We start from the raw sequence: 15,880 nt of genomic DNA, 5'->3' as shown, positions 1-15,880 counted from the left end.
ACCATTTTCGCTGGAGCGCCTAATCCGTATCCGCCAGGCGCCTTATTCGACAAGGCCGTATAAATAGCTACAAGCTCTGCGGCGATATCAGTTTCTGTCCAATGTGCTTCTGTCCATGGCTCAGCCGACAAAATATCCTGGTTAGCCTTGTATAGCTTTCCTCCGCGAGTGCAGTAAGACCCCGCATCATAGACGGACTCGGAGCTATATTCTTCCGCCGCAGCAGCAGATGCAGCCTCCTGCTGTGCTTTATCAGCAAGTTTCTTAACGGCATGTGTATTTTCAATGAGCCTGGAAATTACGGGATTAACAATGGTGCTGGCCCGGACCGGATCAGTGTCCTGGATCTTACGGATGGTCTCCGCATTATAAACCGGGCTTTCCGGGAGTTGGTAAAATTCTTCAGCCATGAGATATCTCCTTTAAGTTAAAACTCGTCATCGAATTCAAAGGTAAAACTGACACCCTCGTCCTTCTTTTTTGAATACATATTTTTGATAGCCACCAAATCTCCATCACTGTCCACCAGCGCCGCTTCGTTGATCTCCTTGCCCACCAGGGAATCCTTGGGGATGGTCACCGTATAGCGGGCTGTGGTTTCGTCCGGGTAGGTCACGCTCTCCACCTCATAGCGGGCCAGTTCGCTGTTGAGCGCAGTCTGCGTTTCCGTGGGCACGATTGGCTCCCCACTGACATTCACACCTCCGCTGCCGAAGGCCACATGGGTAATGACGGCCAGCGGCTTTTCCGGGTCACTGGCGGCCATGCAGAGCTTTCTGCGGCGTGTCTTGGTGATCACACTGTTTTCATTCATCTAAAACTCCTCCTGCACAATTTGGGCATTGAATTTTCGTGTGCCATCAAAGATGGCCGTCCCATCGAAGGCATACCAGTTATCCATGGTCACCGTCGCGCTGACCTCCTCCTGCACAGGAAATGCAGTTCGGAAGGCCATGGCCGGGAAGGTGATCCCGCTGAAGGACTGGTTGAACAGGATGCTGCCGTCAAAATCGGCCTCCCCATCAAACCGTACCACCCGCTGGCCTCTGGTGTTGGCAAAGCGGGAGAGGATCTTCAAGCGGTACAGGGAAGCCTTGTTTTTGTTCTCCAGAACAGTGGGCTGAAACGCGCCCACAACATCAAATATCAGATGGGCCGGTTTGATCTCATCAATCTGGCGGATCAGCTCCGGCAGGTCGGGGAAAACACTGTCAAACAGGGGAAAAACGATAACTGTGAAGGCATACTGGCTGAAATGCTCCTCCACCGCGCCCTCGTATCCTGTGACGATCCTCACCATCTCCCGAATTGCTTCCACCGTGGTGGTGCCGCGCGCGATCAGCTTCGCCAGCACTTTGGACCGCCGCGCTTCCAGGCTTTCCGCAGTATTGACCGGCAGCTCGAACAGGCGCTCATGGCGGGGGAGCAGAAAAGTACTGGTGCTTATGATCAGCTGGTTTTCCATTGCCGCAATGGTGCGCTGCGTCAGCGTCAGCTCCGTCTGCTCCGCTTGGAGGAGGTCTGCCATCTGTGCCATTGTCCGCACCTGCTTGGGAAGCATAAACGCATCATTGATCGGCACTGATCTCCACCTCCTCCAGCGTGAAATATTCCTCATAGTCGGATGTGAGGGAGGCCAGCTGTCCGTTCAGGGTGTAACTGATAATATCTGCCACGCCGTCCACGCCGAAGATGAGGTCGCCGATCCGGTAATAGCTGATGCTGCTCTTCCGGTTTTCATCGCCCCGGACGGGGGCGGTGTCGAAGTCCTCCCGGTTTACGCTGTCAATGTAGCTTTGCAGAGCCGCCTGGACATTCTGGCGGATGTCCGTGATGTTGTGCCCGCTGGCCACCGTGACCGTAACCACCACGGTGACGGCCTTGGGCGTGGCGGCCACCACCGTCACATCGGCCCCGATCTGGCGTTGCGCCTCAATGTGAGCCTCTACATTGTCCAAGACCACCTCATCCGGCGCGCTGTACTTGTCGGAGAGGATGATCACCTTGACCTTGCCTGCCCCACATATCTCCGCGCCCAGGCATTTGGCACCGCCCACGCCAGGCACCTGCTTTGCCCAGTAAATAAAATGGTTTCTGTTTCCGCTTGTGATGGGTCGCCGGATCTTCTCAAGCACCCGGTTTCGGAAGGACTCATCACTCTCGGCCTCTGCTCCTCCACCAAAGGGGGCGGTGTTGGTAACAGAAGCGACACCGGAAATGGCCGTGCGTAGCGCCGTAATGGTGCCGATGGCCACATTCCCCACGGTGCCCGCTGTCTGGCACTTGGCCCCGACTTCGCAGTAACCTTCCGTATTGATCTGTGCTGCTGCAGTGGTTTCAAAGACCCGTGTGCCGTACAAGTACAAAACCTCCGTGCCCAGCGGGATGACCGTCCCCGGCTCCCCGGTGAATAGAAGGTTTCCCACCGACGCTGCGGCGGGGTTTCTGGTTTCGTTGTAGTCCAGAGCCTTCCGGTCGAGGTATTCGCCCTCGGCGGTATCCAGCAGCACATGGTCGGGGATGGGCTTCACCTCCATCGCGTCCATGCGGGCCATCTCTTCGGCCACAGCCTGCAGGTTATCCATACTGAAGCCGCCCTCGATCTTGTTCACAGGGTTTTGCAGGCTGTCCCGCATACGCTTCAGCACAGCAGATGCGCTGAAATCCATGGTTTCCTCGCTCATGCCACTCTCACCTCCCTGGCTTCCCATTCAATCTGCTCGGCCCCGTAAACTGTGGTGCAGTCAAACTCGACCTGCACCCCGCTGTCGGTGCGTGTAAACTGGAAATTGCTCAATTCTAAAATATAGGGGTTGGCCATCAGCGCCTCGATGATAAACCGCTTCAGCTCGGAGGTCACAATCTCCGAGTGCAGGCCGCTGCCGATCAGGGTGTGGATCTCGCTGCCGAAGGCGCTGTCATAGGCGGTGTAGCGGAATCGCTCTGTAGTCAGCGCCTTGAATATCCAGATCCGCAGTGCCTCGTTGCCCTCAACCAAGTAGGTGTTCCCATCACGGAGCAGCAGGCAGTTGTTTTCAAAGTCGTATGCGTACTCCCGAAACATCGGCAGCTCACTGCTCTCGGAGGACTCCAAAACCTCCGGGCTGATAAAGGGGAATATGCTCATGCTGGCACCACCTTTGCGATAACATAAAACGCGACGCCGGATTCATACACCAGCACTTCATCCCCGGCCTGGAGGGACAGGGAGGCGCTTTTGTAGAGGTGCTTCGAGATCACTTGATCATGTGCTTTGATGGTCAGCGGGGTGGTGGTATTGACGGTTGCAAACCGCCAGGTGCCGTCCGTGCCGCTGGAGCCATCACCGCGCAGAGCCTCGGCCATCTCTACAGCCCATCTTGACATATCTCTCGCCTCCTATCCTTGGGATTGGTTTTCAATCTCCTTCTCGTCCATCATGTTGGAGAAGGCCAGCGTCAGGGCCATCTCGTGTTTGCCGTCCGTGAAGGTGTGGGTGTCGCTCTCAATATAGAACTTGCCAAATAGCCCGGTAGTGGTTTCCTGGACGATCAGCGCGTAACCGCTGACCGCCCGGCTGTCCCCCGGACAGCCGGTGACGCTGCCGGTCTGCTCCAGCGTCTGCAGGAGGGCCTTGGCCTCGGTCTGCGCGTCCTTGCCGTCCTCCTGTTTGTAGACCGTCTGCACCACACCATACTTCTGCTGGGCGGCTGTGTCCTCCACCACGCCGATCTGGTTGCCATCCTTATCTGTAATCAGCACCCGGTCAACCAGGTTTTGCAGGCTGGTCTTGTAATTGGCCTCCGTCAAATTATAGGAGCCGTCCAGCACCGCCCCGCAGAGCGCCCCCTTTTCGATTACATGGAGCTGTGTGGCGTTTTTAATCAGGGGGATGTATTTCTTGCCGTTCTTCCGGCTGGCGGCTGTGTAGGCCGCCATGATGCCGTCATACGCTTTCTTTCCCAGCCATGGCATATAAACGGGGATCCCCGTGGCTGCAGCCGAGCCGAAGGGGATCCCCAGGTGGGAACATATCCAGGCAGTGATGGCCTCCGGGGTTTCGTTATCGAATACCCGGTTGATGTCAGACTTCATGACATAGAACATCAGGTCGAGGGCGGTGTAGGTCACCACATTCCCGCTGCCGGACTTCTCAATATCAAAGACCGGGCCGCTGAAGAGCAGCTTCCCGTCCTCTAGGAATTGCACCTGGCTGCCCTCGTTGATGTTTACTTTCGGGAGAAAGCGGTCGCTGTCCTTGTTGGCCACCGTGAATACCAGCTTCCGGGCCACCTGCTTGCTGTCGCCGCTCCAGGTGACCTTTTCGATGACCTCGGCCAGCTGCTTCCCCCCGGCGTTCAGTTCATAGCTCATGGGATCACCAGCTTCTGTCCAGGTTTGATCAGGTTGGGGTTGCTCCCGATTGTCCCCTTGTTGGCCTCATAGATTTTCGTGTATTGGGAGCCGTCGCCATAGTATTTCTTTGCAATGTTCCACAGACAGTCCCCGGACACCACGGTGTAGCTCTTGGGGGCAGTCTGTGTATTGGGGCGGTTGTTCAGCCCGTTGGTGTCACTCTGCTGCTGGGTCTCCACCTGTACCGCAGGCACATTCAAGAAGCGGTACTCGGACAGCACCAGGGTGTAGTACACATCCTTGTCCCCCTCCCGGTGCTTCCTAGTCAGCTTGTCGATGCTCATGGCCAGATTGAAGTCACAGTCGCTGATGATAACGCGGATGGGCTGTGTGCTGGTTTTCCACTTCTCCAGCAACCGGATATACTCCATCGGCTCCCGGTCAGCGTAGCGGGCCAGGGGGGACGATGGGGCCGGGAAAAAGCTGGACAGGGAGCCTGTTACCAGGCCCCGGTGTCCGATCAGGTTTGCCTCGCCGATATTCAGCAAGGTAATCTTCTGGTTGTTCTGTGCCTCAGAGAACTCAAACTCCGAGGGGTTGATGGGGAGATTGAACATCTCCTCATGGTTGTTATAGCTCAATTCAATGATGCGCTGCTTCAAGCGGCCACCTCCTTATGCGGGCGCAGGCACCATGTTCTTCACGGCCAGCACCACTTCCTTGGCGACCTTCTCGCCGATCTTGTCGATGTCGGCCTCCTCTCGCACCATGATGCTATCGGCCAGCTTCGTCAGAGTGATCTGGATGACCGAAGCGGCAGGGGAGGACGATCCGCCCCTGCGGATGGGCGCGTTGGCCGGGACGGGAGAGGGGGCGTTCTGCGCTGCCGTGGCCGCCCTCATCCGCTGCAGGCTGCTGGCCAGCTGGACGCTTTCCTTGTTGGGCAGGATCCGTGTCCCGCGCGGCAGGTCGATCAGCTCCGGCCCTTGCTCACCCACCCAGGTGGGGCCGCCGCGCCAGTTGTTGGTGCCTTCCGCGTTGGAGCCTGTCTCACCGCCACCGCCGCCACCAAATCCGAACAGGCCGCCGACCTTATCCGCGATCCAGCTCAGGCCGTTGCCAATGCCCTCAACAACGGGCTTTATCTTATCCCACACGCTGCTGATGACGCTGGCGATGCCATTAAAGACCGTTTGCACCACATTGAAAAGGACTTTAAACACGCTGATGGCGATGTCAATAATCGGGGAAATGACCGACCATGCGGAGGTCAGGATGTCTGCCACCACCGGCATCACCGTGCCGATGATCTCCTGGATCCAGCCCATCTTGCTTCCGATGAAGGACAGCACGGAGCCGACCTTCTGGCCGATGCCGTCGAAGATGACCTGGAACACGGGGGCAAGGGTGGAGATGACCGTCCCGATGCCCTGCACCAGCCCCGCAATGACCGGGGCCGCCGCGCTGATCACCTGGCCGATGGTGTTTACCACCGTCTGGATCACAGGGAGAATGGCGGGAAGGACGGTTTGAACTGTCTGCATGATACTGCTGACCGCAGGCATGACCGCCGCGCTGACCTGCTGCAGGGTGCCCATCATAGATGCGCCAAAGCTGGACAAGGTGGGCTGTATCGCCTTAAAACCGCTGGTCAGCTTCGGGATAAAGGCGGTGATAGCCTCGATCCCGCTGCCAATCTTCTCGGCCAGCCCTGTTCCAAATGCCTCGAAAGCGGGGGCCGCTGTGTCAATCAGAGTGATGATGCCGGACAGGGCGGGCTTCAGCTTATCCACGATCTTCAGGCCCATGTCTGCAATGTTGCTTTTCAGCTTGCCCTTGATGGTGGAGATCAGGCCGGAGCCTGTGGTGGCCAGCTTTTCAGCCGCCCCGCCGAAGAAGCTCTGCAGATCGTTGGAAACGCCCTGGAAGCCCTTCTGCTCGAACTCCTCCGCTGAAACCTTGAAGCCGAACTCCTTTAGTCGTTCCGTTTCGCCCATCTTGGCATCGGCCAGGGCCTCGATTGCGTCGCTGATGGTCTTGGTGCCGCCAGAGGCCGCAGCCATGTCCTCGGCCAGCTTCACCAAGCTCATGGCCTCCTTGGTGTCGCCGTTGGCGATAGACACTGCGCGGGAGCCAGCCGCAATCACCTCACCCGTTTCAAACGGGGTGGCGTTGGCATTCTCGCGGAGCTGCTGGGTGAATTCGTCGGCAATCTTCTGCACCCCGGCATCATTCAGGCCCTTGTTGGTGGCCCCGATGAAGTGCTTCATCGAAACCTGCTGGTTCTCCAGCTGCATACCGCTGGACACCACGCCGCCCAGTGCGGCGGTGGTGACTGTGGCCGCCACCGTAATGGGAATGGCGGCCTTTGCTAAACTTTTCAGCTTGCTGCTGATTTTTGAAAGCCCCGCCGTTACACCGTCTTTCAGCTTAACGATAGGGGTGGCTACCATCTTGCCCACGGCCTTGACCTTGTTGGCCACGGACTTCAACTTTTCTGTGGCCATATCCTTAATGGCCACGGCGGTGACGATTCTCCTTCGTAGCGGTTGTAACCGCCGCTGCAGCTGCTGCGCGGCCCGGTTTGCGGCTGTCGCGTCAAGCCGGGCGGTGCGCCGCCGATCCCAGGTGGACTCCAATTCCCGGCGTGTCCGCTGCACATCGCGCCGGAATGCGCTCTGCTCTTGTCTGACGCTGCGGAGTACCGCCGACATATTATCTTTGATTGAGATTGCGCCTCTGACGCCCATCGGCAGTTCACCTCCTACCCTTCAAATGAGAACATCCGCGCCCGTTCCTCCAAGGCAACCCACATTGATGCCTGATAAAAAAGCCTGGATTCATCATCCAGACTTAAAAACTCCTCTGCCTTCCATCCCTTTTGGATATAGTAGTGGAGCAGGTATGCGTCGCCGTCCTGGGCAATTACTTTTTTAGCTGCTCAACAATGGTCACCTTGCCGTTCATCGCGCCGGACAGCTCCATGATGGCCTCGGAGATCTGCGTGATCTCGGCGAGGTCAAACATGTTCACGATGTCCAACGGCTCCCTCAGCTCCCGCTCCTCCGGGGGCAGCTCGGCTTCCTGGGACATGATTTCCTTGGCCGCCTCCCGTAGGTTCGGCTCCACGGCGGCCAGATAAATGCTGTACTTGTCGCTGCGCCTCGGGTCGCCGTTGTCCTCCAGCGTCAGGCACTCCATGATTTCCGCATATTCCAGGCTGCGGATCGTCAGGTCAATGTCCATACTGGGGATGTGCAGCGTTTGCTTCTTGGGGATCTTCTTGTCCTTCATCCGCTGCAGGGCGCGGCGGGAAAACTCAGCCAGGGTGCATTTCTTCTCGTTGTCCATGTCCGTATCCTCCCTTTATGCAGAAATAGCGTCCAGGTTGACCATGTCGGACGGGGTGAAGCCGCCGGTGGCCTCCTCCTCGATCAGGCCACCCTTCTCATAGTTGACCAGCGGCAGATCATTGTACCAGCAGTTGTCAATGCTGTAACGCTCCTGCTGCCCGTTGGTGGCGTCCGGGTCAGCCAGCTTGGTGATGATCTGGCTGCGCAGGTCAACGCCCTTCTTCCAGCTCTCCAGCACCTGATTGTACCGGGTGTATGCCTTCTTGATGGTCAGGGTGAACTCGCCCTTGATGCCAGTCATCTTGCTGTCCACATCAATGTCCAGCTGCACATCCTCGCGGTTGGCGGTCACCTTGACCGTGATCTTGGACAGCTCGGCAATGAGTACGCCGTCCACCCAAATCTCGCCCCAGGTGCCCGTCAGGGTGCGGTTGCCTCTCAATTTGCCCATGTGTGTTCCCTCCTTACATATTGCAGGTCAGCTTCAGATCTTCCATCGCGTCCACAAACTTGACATTGCTGGTGATAAAGACCTTGGAGCCGGTATTCGCCTGGGCCAGGGCGGTTTCATCCATCTCGGAGGTGTCGGTGCCCTGGCTCTGCAGATAGGTCTCCTGGGCCTCCACATCGATGGCAGCGGTGTTGTCAAAGGTTCTGTCCAGCACATTGCCCTCCAGCTCCCGGTGATAGGCCAGGATCGCGGCCACAAGCGCCTGCTTGTTGTCGTAATCGTTGATGACCTTGCCCACATAGGAGGACTCAAAGGTTTCCCGGATGTCATCCTGATACAGGTCAACGCCCTCGATGATCTTGATCTTCGAGAAGTCCTGGCCATGCTCCGGGGTGAAGGAGGTCAGGCTGTTCACGCCGCGCCCGATCTTGTACTTCTCCCCGTCAAAGACGATGACCAGCTCCCCGTTGTCGATGCGCTCATTTGCGTCCTCCGGCACATCGGCGGCGGTGATGTCGGTCAGCTCGAAGTAGCTGCAGCTCCGGGCCAGGGACAGACCAGCCAGTACACCGGCTATACGGCAGCAATACTCCGCCGTGCTGAAGGCTGCGGTGCCGAGGGTGCTGGTAATGTTGTCTGTGGTCAGGTTGATGATGCCCTCGTGGTCGCCCTTGCAGTTGGGCAGCACTGCCTTGAAGGTCTTGTGGTGGTCATCCCGCGCCTCCTTGATCCAGGCGGCCACCGTAGTCTTTTCATCATCGGTGATTCCCGGAATAACCAGGTAGTTCCACTTCAGGTCGTTCAGCTGCTTCAGCTGCGGGTTCAGGTTCTCTTCCGTGGTGGCCACCTTCAGCACGATGGTCTTGGCGGGGGAACCCTCATAGACCAGCTTCAGGTACTCGTAGTTGCGCGCCGTGAAGTGGGTGGGATCCACATCCAGCACGCTCTTGTAGATGTTCAGCGCCTGGCCCTCTTCAGTGTCATCCTTCAGAACGATGGCCACGATGCCCCGTGCGCTGCGCTTGATGGCGGTCACGCCCTTGGTCTTAAATTCAATGATAATTTCAGGCAAGCCCATAAAATCACTCCTTTCGGTTGGTTCGGATATTGGACTCCAGCTCCGCCATGAGCGGCGGGACCTCCGGCTCCTCAATGCTGTCGCGGAAGGCCAGCGTGAAGGTGGCGTGGAGTACCTTGTCTACAATATTGAAGGCCAGGTCGGGAATGGTCACCGCCCTGGCCTCGCCTTTGTCGGTAAAGCGGAATACCGGGCGCAGCAGATCGTCCAGCGCCTGGCTGATCTGCAGGTACTCCAGATTGCTCTCGCCCTTGGTGTGGATCGCGGCGTCCACCAGGATGGTGCGGTCTGTGTAGCCCCGGCCTGCGCTCTGGTTGCCGGAGGGGATGATGTCCAGATAGATATAGTCCTCCAGCTCCGTCTGGCCCTCCTCCTGCGTCTTGTCGATCCCCTCGCCGAACACCTCGAAGGCGGGCCATCGCCCCTTCAGCAGGGCGATCAGGCTGCTGCGGATGGCCTCGTAAATGGTGGTGGACATACTCTTCCTCCTCACAAGTCATGGGTGTTGATGAAGTCGCTGAGCCATTCCCGCAGGAAACCGGGCAGGGCCTGGTTCAGCTCCTCCAGGGACAGCTCCATCATGTGCTTGCCGGGCACAAAACCGCGCCCGCCCCGTGTCCGGTGCCCATACTCCACCGGCTCCGCATACTCCACATTGGTGTAGACCTCGATATAATAGGTATCGCCTTTTTTGACAATCGGGCCGACTGTCCAGCTTTCCTGGAGTCGGCCCGTCTTGTGCGGGGTCTTTTCCTTGACCTTGCCCTGCAGCTCACGGGCAAGCTGAATGACCATTGCCCGGAACTCAGCGGGATATTCCTCCTCGATCATGCGGGAGAGCTGCTGCTCCAGCGCGTCGAGGCCATCGAAGCGGTATTCTGTCCGGCTCATGCTTTCGCCTTCGCCAGCTTCAGCGGCACATTGTTGTGGGAGGGCTGCCGATCCGCAAGCCCGGCCTCCGTCAGGTACTCCCGGCCCAGCCGGATCACCTTCACCGTGTCCCCAGGCTCGATCTCCACCTCCGGGCGGACAAAGAGCAGGAAGTCGGTGTCAATGCTGGCGGTGGGTTCCTTTTTCCCCAGCTTGCCCCCGGAGGGGCTGGAGAGGGCGCAGGGTATATTCTCATATACCTGCCTGCCATCCAGCCCCTTCCGGAACACGCTCTCCCCGGAGGGCAGGGTCGTTTTCTGCGGACGGTAGACCCAGCAGCTGTCCTGATAGGTCAGCGCCAGGATGTCGGCTTCCGTCATGCGGGGCAGTCCTTCGGCAGCTTCATCCGCCTGAAGGGGATGAGCTGGCTCTCATAGTTCTTCACAAAAGCCACCGTCTCCTTCAGGCTGTTGGCCTTGTCCCGGTAGCTGATGCTGGTGTCGCCCCGCGTGACGCTGGCCACGTCGTTCTCTGATGGGGCCACTTGGTCAGCCCGGAGCATATCCTCCACAATCTGCGCCGCCACATCCTCCAGCGGGGGAGGGAAGTCCTCCCGCCCGCAGAATACCAGGATGCGGCTGATGGCCCGCTTCACATACCGCTCAATGGTGGGCAGCTGCTCATCCGGCAGCTGCAGGTTACTTTTCGCCGTCGCCGCGATCCGGCTCACCAGCTCCTGATCCATCCGGTTCCTCCTTGGGCTTGCCGCCCTTCTTCGTGCCGCTCTTGCTCTCTGCCCTCAGCCGGTCAAGCAAGGCATCGCCCAGCTTCTCCAGATCGGCCTCCGTCACCGGACGGCCCTCCGCCTCGGCGGAGCCGCCGATCCGGGTGAAGCCCTTCTTCTCCAGCTTGGCGGCCCGCTCCTCGCTGGCCACCTGCCGGACTTCATTCAGTCTCTTCAAAGCAATCATGATATGCCCTCCTCTTAGCCGCCAACGCCAGCCTTGGCCTGCTTGATGTTCACCCACATGGCCGTCAGCTTGTTGTCCGGGATCCACAGGTCATGGTACTTGCGGTAGTCCGTCGCCCAGGCCCGCTTCTTCTGGTAAGTCTCCGGGTCGAAGATCCGTACCTTGTCCGTGCGGGATACGGCGATGGGGGCCGTGCGGGGGCAGATGATCCAGTTGATGTCCTGGGCATCCTCCGCAGCCACAAAGCCGCCCTTCTCCTGGCCCGAAGTGGTGCCGTCATAGAACTGATAGCTGGTTTTCATACGCCCGCTGCCCACGCGAATGATGGGGAACTCACCGTTCAGGCTCTTCACCTTCACCGTGACATCGCCCTGTTTGAAGTCCATCACGCTCAGGCTCTTGGACAGGGTGCTGGACATATCCAGGATGGCGGCCACGGGGCGGGCCATCGTGATCACCAGCGGGGTCTCATCGCCCACCACATCCTGCACTGCCGCGATGTCATAGTAGAGCTTCTTCAGGATGTCGTTCTCCGTGGGGGTGTACTCATAGCCCGCCCGCTCCTTGGCGGCACAGAGGGATGCGATCTTGCTGTAGCGGTATGCGTCAATCTCCGCGATCACCTTGGTGCGCTGGAACTCGCCCATGGCCTGGGCTGCGGTCACCACGAAGTTGGTCTCGTTGACCTCGTTCTCATCGAAGGTGAACTGGCGGCCTCTGTCCTGGGTCATCTCCTTGGTCTCCCACTTCAGGTTGACCGAACCCTCCACAAAGCCCTTGTCGCGGTCATAGTCGGCCAGGCCGTCCATGTCCATGCTGGGGATCTTCACCTCCGCGCCGCCATTGTAGCGCACCAGCTTGTCGTTCAGCTCCATCCAGCCGGAGGTGGCCTGCTCCACGGCGGCCTTGTCCAGCTCGCTCTGGAATACGCTCGCATATTCAAATACATTGGCCATATTACATCATGCCTCCTCTGATGCCCTGCGCGATCTGGTCTTTCACGGTGTTCTCCGCCTTGGCCCCGCCGCCAAGCCCCTCCGGGGTCTTACCCCGCAGGCGCTCCTTCACAGCGGCCTCCAGCGCGCTCTTGAATACATCCTGGGTCTGCTGCAGGCTCTTTTCCATGCTCTCCTTGTCCGTGTAGGTCAGCAGGTCGGCCAGTCCCACAGGGAAGCCCTCATCGGTCAGCTTCTTCACCGCCGCGTCCTTCAGGTCGCGCTGCAGCAGCTCCGTGCGCAGCTTGGTCAGCTCCTGCGCCTGGGCCTCGCCCTCGGCTTTGGCCCGCTCCTCCGGAGGCAGCTTGGCCAGCCGCTGCTTCTCCTGCTGTTCAGCCTCCCATGCGGCCTTGGCCTCCGCGATCTTGGCCTCCACATCGGCCTCGGAATAGCTCTTGCCGCCCTGGGGTTCCTGCTTGGTGCCCTCGCCCTCCTTGGGGGCAGGGTCGCCGTCCTTCTTGGTGCCCTCGCCGGAGCCGGGGGCCGGTTCCTCCTTGCCTCCGAAGAGGGAGTCCCAAAACTTCTGGAAGGCCGTGCGCTGCTCTGCGGTGGGCGTTGCGGGCTGCTGATTGGTCTGCTGGGGGTTCTGCCCCTCGCCGCCTGCGGCAGGGGCGGTGCCGGTGGTGATATCTGCCATAATCAATTCCTCCTTTTGCAATTTTGGCATAAATAAAAACACCCCTTAAGGGGTGTTTTTAACGTGTTTGAATGCCCTTTATCAGTCGTAGGGCATGAGTTTTTTCCGAGGGATCAACTTCGGAACATTCTTTGGATCCTCCGGTTCATACTGGAATCCATGGTCTCCTTCAATCGGGTGGTCATGAATCACATAATCGTTTCGAATATCTTTAGGTATTTTGGAAAACGCCTTGCAGCTTACATGACCATCTACAACACCGATATAATGTTTACAAGTACAGCACACCGGCGTTCTAGGCTTGGGATTGTCCCACCAACGAGAGTCGCTGTACAGCTGCTTAGTCATCCTCTATCTCCTCCATATAAATTGTGTGGCCGGATACTTTGGTAACATGAAACCAGGTGTCTCTTGGAAACAAGACCTCACGCTCACCGGCATTGAACATCGTCATGTCTTTGCCATGTCTGGAGGTGATGATATATTGAATCGGCATATCAGGATCATAGACGCCTAATGAAGAAGAAATGTATGAGGGAAATTGTTTGCCTTTCCCAACAACATATTCTGCTACAAACGCATCTGCATCCTCAATCTCAAGACCCATAGCGAGGGATCGGTAGACCGTCCCCCGGTACTCCGGGAGCTTTCTCAGCGCCTGATCCAGTGCCTCCACAAATTGCCGGTCACCTTTGGATAGGGCGGTGCCCCGGCGCAGCTTGTCATTGATCTTGTAGGAATCGCTGCTGATGTATTTCATCAGTGCGGCCTGTTCCGGTTCTGTTAAGTCAATTTTAGCAGTCCTTGCAGGGCTGTCAACATATTTCTTTTTCCATTCCCGAAACTTGATGTTGTCCGCCAAGGGATCGCCCTCTCGCTTGTCGAAAACGCTTTTCTTGAAATGGGCTTTGATGATGCACAGGCAGTTGGGGTGGATGGGCGGCAGGTTCACGCCTGCCTCCGCCTCGTCTACTCGGAACACCCGCCCATTCAGCTCACTGCAGGTGCAGCTGCCGGAATGCTCGGTGCCGCCGAGAAACTGGTATTCCTCAATGCCGCTCTCCTTGTAACCCATGATCTCGCCTTGGTTGGAGAAGTATTTGCACTCCGTCCGCACCAGGCGCTCGGCGTTGTAGCGCCCCTTGTCCATCACCTCATCAATGGCGCGGGCCATTTTCTGGACGCTGCTCCCCTGGATGAAGCCCAGGGTGATCTCCCGCTTGGCCAGCGCCGAAAGATGGTCGCAGGCCCCCCACACGGCCTCGGAGTAGTGCTTCTCGCTCCAGGGGAAGGACAATACCCGCTGGATCAGCTTCTTGTCGATCTTCGCCACATGGAAGCCCAGGCCGATCCCCCGCTGGATGGAGAAGCAGCTCTCGTAGTAGTTGACCTGCAGCATATCGCCCAGCAGGGTGTCCAGCTTCGTGGTGCTGTCCTCAGCCAGGTCGATCATGTTCTGGTAGACATTGGCCAGCAGCTGCTCCTTCCGGGTGATCCGGCTCTTCATGGCCAGGGTGTTCAGCTCCAGCAGAGCCTTGCTGCCCTTGGCCGCATCGGATGCCTCGGCGATATACGCCTCGATGGACTTGCGCCACACGCTGAACTCTTTCCCCTCCAGGAGCTGCCGGGCCGCTTCCTCGGTCAGCCCGTTGTCCTTGGCAAAGCGGGCAAACAGGGCCTCGATCTCCTTCTCAATGTTGAAGGCCGCCTCGTCATAGAGAAAGATCAGCTCCCTGGCGTAATCGTCGGTGCGCTTGGTGTTCTGCAGCACCCGTTCCTTGGCGTCCTCGATCCACTCGTTGCGCGTCCAGCAGCTCATGCGCCCTCACCGTCCTCGTCCTCCGGCTGGGCCTTGGCCTGGGTCAGCGCCTGGGCCAGGGCGTTGTACTGGCCGAAGCTGTTGACCTCCTGCTGCTTTTCCTCATCCAGCTTCTGCAGCTCGTCCTGTACATTGTCGATGGTAGGCAGCATCTGCAGGCGGGTTTCGCGGGACAGCTCCCCGGACAGCATGGTGATGATCTGCGCGATCTCCAGCACATTCTGCGGCTTGTTGCGCCGGAACTGGATGTCGATGTCCCGGTAGTCGAACTGGCCGCCCTTGATGTTCAGAATGTGGGTGATCAGCTCGATGCGCCGCTGCAGGCCGCGCTTGAACTTTCGCTCCTTGATGGCGCAGATTTGCTCCAGCCCCCACAGCTTGTATGACACCGCCACGCCGGACAGGTTGCCGCCGAAGTTCGCGTCCGTCAGGTTGGGCACTGCCGAGAAGATGTGCATATCCTCCCGCAGCCGCTTCTTGTAGTTCTCCAGGGCCGTGTCGCTCACCTCTTTGATGAGCCACTGGATGTCGCCGCCGTCCTCCAGGATGATGGCTCCCTTTTCCTTCATCTCTGCGATGTCCTGGGAGGTCACGGCCCCCATCTTCAGCACCTTCAGCAGAGCCTCATCGTTATACTGGAAGAAGTTCGCCGTGTTGCTCTCCACCCGGTTGTATGCGTCGATCAGCGTGATCACGCCTTCAAAGTCCCCCTGGCGCTCCTCGTTGTTGATGTACTCCACAAAGGGCACATCCCCCCAATAGTGCTCCCGGATGTCCAGCAGCTCCAGCGCGCCGCCGTTGATGCTGCGGAAATACCAGCAGTCCTGGGCCGTCCAGAACTCCACCTTCTTGATGATGTTCTTGTCCTTGTCCTTGGAGTACACGATGCGGATGGCCGCCATGGGCGTGTTGTACCCCGTCTCGCAGATATAAATGCAGCCGTCAGGCGGCACCTTGGTGAAGCGGATCTGCGCGTCCTCATCCAGGTAGAGCATTTCAAAGCAGTCCCCGTTGATGCTGGCACCCTTGGCCAGCTCCATGTTCTCGTCCTGCTCATCGTTGTAGTCGAAGATGTCCTGCAGCGCCTCCAGGTATGCGTCATTTTGGGAGCTGTAGACCACCGGCTTGCCGATGAAGTACCCGGTGGCCGTGTCCGTGATATATTTCGCCATGTTGTTGACCAGGCGGTTATTGGGGGCGGTGCTGTCCTTCTTCCTGTGCCGGAGGATGTCGTGGTCGCCCTCGTAGTATCCCTCCAGCCTGGCGTACTTGGTGTGCCCCTCGTTTTCGTCAATGATCTCCTTGATGTCCGCCTCCGTCAGGCTGTCCAGCAGAGAGCGTTCCATAAAAATGACCGGCAAAGCTGCCCAC

At 58.4% G+C, this 15,880-nt stretch carries 22 protein-coding genes; all 22 read right to left on the bottom strand.

Annotated features, from left to right (window positions below):
- The coding region (locus ACLTXB_RS07750; protein WP_428226555.1) for a hypothetical protein at window positions 1-410 on the bottom strand (410 nt) is incomplete at its 3' end.
- Window positions 411-427: 17 nt separating this feature from the next.
- Window positions 428-814 (bottom strand): phage tail protein, encoded by a 387-nt coding sequence (locus tag ACLTXB_RS07745; protein WP_287826793.1) that lies wholly within the window; start codon window positions 812-814, stop codon window positions 428-430.
- Window positions 815-1,582, bottom strand: coding sequence for a putative phage tail protein (locus tag ACLTXB_RS07740; RefSeq protein WP_412260332.1), 768 nt, complete (start codon window positions 1,580-1,582; stop codon window positions 815-817).
- Complete coding sequence (locus ACLTXB_RS07735; RefSeq protein WP_412260330.1) at window positions 1,569-2,684, bottom strand: baseplate J/gp47 family protein; 1,116 nt, start codon at window positions 2,682-2,684, stop codon at window positions 1,569-1,571. The genes ACLTXB_RS07740 and ACLTXB_RS07735 overlap by 14 nt, the downstream gene beginning before the upstream one ends.
- Window positions 2,681-3,127: a DUF2634 domain-containing protein gene (locus tag ACLTXB_RS07730; protein ID WP_412260327.1), complete on the bottom strand. Its 447-nt coding sequence runs from the start codon at window positions 3,125-3,127 to the stop codon at window positions 2,681-2,683. The genes ACLTXB_RS07735 and ACLTXB_RS07730 overlap by 4 nt, the downstream gene beginning before the upstream one ends.
- Window positions 3,124-3,366 carry a hypothetical protein gene (locus tag ACLTXB_RS07725; protein ID WP_287826797.1) on the bottom strand — a complete coding sequence of 81 codons (243 nt, stop codon included), beginning with the start codon at window positions 3,364-3,366 and terminating at the stop codon, window positions 3,124-3,126. The genes ACLTXB_RS07730 and ACLTXB_RS07725 overlap by 4 nt, the downstream gene beginning before the upstream one ends.
- A gap of 12 nt (window positions 3,367-3,378) precedes the next feature.
- Window positions 3,379-4,353 (bottom strand): XkdQ/YqbQ family protein, encoded by a 975-nt coding sequence (locus ACLTXB_RS07720; RefSeq protein ID WP_412260324.1) that lies wholly within the window; start codon window positions 4,351-4,353, stop codon window positions 3,379-3,381.
- On the bottom strand, window positions 4,350-4,997 hold the full coding sequence (locus tag ACLTXB_RS07715) for a LysM peptidoglycan-binding domain-containing protein (protein ID WP_412260321.1): 648 nt from the start codon (window positions 4,995-4,997) through the stop codon (window positions 4,350-4,352). Before ACLTXB_RS07715 ends, ACLTXB_RS07720 begins: the two co-directional genes overlap by 4 nt.
- A 12-nt stretch (window positions 4,998-5,009) precedes the next feature.
- Entirely contained in the window at window positions 5,010-6,995 is a 1,986-nt protein-coding gene (locus tag ACLTXB_RS07710) for a phage tail protein (RefSeq protein WP_428226554.1), read from the bottom strand.
- Window positions 6,996-7,260: 265 nt separating this feature from the next.
- Window positions 7,261-7,686: a hypothetical protein gene (locus ACLTXB_RS07705; protein ID WP_412260315.1), complete on the bottom strand. Its 426-nt coding sequence runs from the start codon at window positions 7,684-7,686 to the stop codon at window positions 7,261-7,263.
- A 15-nt stretch (window positions 7,687-7,701) separates the two neighbouring features.
- Window positions 7,702-8,139: a phage tail tube protein gene (locus tag ACLTXB_RS07700; protein WP_412260312.1), complete on the bottom strand. Its 438-nt coding sequence runs from the start codon at window positions 8,137-8,139 to the stop codon at window positions 7,702-7,704.
- A 13-nt stretch (window positions 8,140-8,152) separates the two neighbouring features.
- Window positions 8,153-9,217 carry a phage tail sheath C-terminal domain-containing protein gene (locus tag ACLTXB_RS07695; protein ID WP_412260309.1) on the bottom strand — a complete coding sequence of 355 codons (1,065 nt, stop codon included), beginning with the start codon at window positions 9,215-9,217 and terminating at the stop codon, window positions 8,153-8,155.
- Window positions 9,218-9,221: 4 nt separating this feature from the next.
- Window positions 9,222-9,695 (bottom strand): phage tail terminator family protein, encoded by a 474-nt coding sequence (locus tag ACLTXB_RS07690; RefSeq protein ID WP_412260306.1) that lies wholly within the window; start codon window positions 9,693-9,695, stop codon window positions 9,222-9,224.
- A gap of 11 nt (window positions 9,696-9,706) precedes the next feature.
- Entirely contained in the window at window positions 9,707-10,108 is a 402-nt protein-coding gene (locus ACLTXB_RS07685) for an HK97 gp10 family phage protein (RefSeq protein ID WP_412260303.1), read from the bottom strand.
- Window positions 10,105-10,467 (bottom strand): hypothetical protein, encoded by a 363-nt coding sequence (locus ACLTXB_RS07680; protein WP_412260301.1) that lies wholly within the window; start codon window positions 10,465-10,467, stop codon window positions 10,105-10,107. The genes ACLTXB_RS07685 and ACLTXB_RS07680 overlap by 4 nt, the downstream gene beginning before the upstream one ends.
- Window positions 10,464-10,832 carry a translation initiation factor 2 gene (locus tag ACLTXB_RS07675; protein WP_412260299.1) on the bottom strand — a complete coding sequence of 123 codons (369 nt, stop codon included), beginning with the start codon at window positions 10,830-10,832 and terminating at the stop codon, window positions 10,464-10,466. The genes ACLTXB_RS07680 and ACLTXB_RS07675 overlap by 4 nt, the downstream gene beginning before the upstream one ends.
- Window positions 10,786-11,058: a hypothetical protein gene (locus ACLTXB_RS07670; protein ID WP_412260296.1), complete on the bottom strand. Its 273-nt coding sequence runs from the start codon at window positions 11,056-11,058 to the stop codon at window positions 10,786-10,788. Before ACLTXB_RS07670 ends, ACLTXB_RS07675 begins: the two co-directional genes overlap by 47 nt.
- 14 nt (window positions 11,059-11,072) lie before the next feature.
- Window positions 11,073-12,014 (bottom strand): hypothetical protein, encoded by a 942-nt coding sequence (locus ACLTXB_RS07665; protein WP_412260293.1) that lies wholly within the window; start codon window positions 12,012-12,014, stop codon window positions 11,073-11,075.
- A 1-nt stretch (window position 12,015) separates the two neighbouring features.
- Window positions 12,016-12,690, bottom strand: a complete 675-nt coding sequence (locus ACLTXB_RS07660) for a DUF4355 domain-containing protein (RefSeq protein ID WP_412260290.1) — start codon at window positions 12,688-12,690, stop codon at window positions 12,016-12,018.
- An 81-nt stretch (window positions 12,691-12,771) separates the two neighbouring features.
- Window positions 12,772-13,038, bottom strand: a complete 267-nt coding sequence (locus ACLTXB_RS07655) for a hypothetical protein (protein WP_287827400.1) — start codon at window positions 13,036-13,038, stop codon at window positions 12,772-12,774.
- Complete coding sequence (locus tag ACLTXB_RS07650) at window positions 13,031-14,509, bottom strand: minor capsid protein (RefSeq protein WP_412260286.1); 1,479 nt, start codon at window positions 14,507-14,509, stop codon at window positions 13,031-13,033. Before ACLTXB_RS07650 ends, ACLTXB_RS07655 begins: the two co-directional genes overlap by 8 nt.
- Complete coding sequence (locus tag ACLTXB_RS07645; RefSeq protein WP_412260283.1) at window positions 14,506-15,870, bottom strand: phage portal protein; 1,365 nt, start codon at window positions 15,868-15,870, stop codon at window positions 14,506-14,508. Before ACLTXB_RS07645 ends, ACLTXB_RS07650 begins: the two co-directional genes overlap by 4 nt.
- Window positions 15,871-15,880: the final 10 nt, after the last annotated feature.

The organism is Flintibacter sp. (assembly GCF_046973065.1).
The sequence above is the reverse complement of the archived record's forward strand: the minus strand, read 5'-3'. Positions and strand labels throughout refer to the sequence as shown.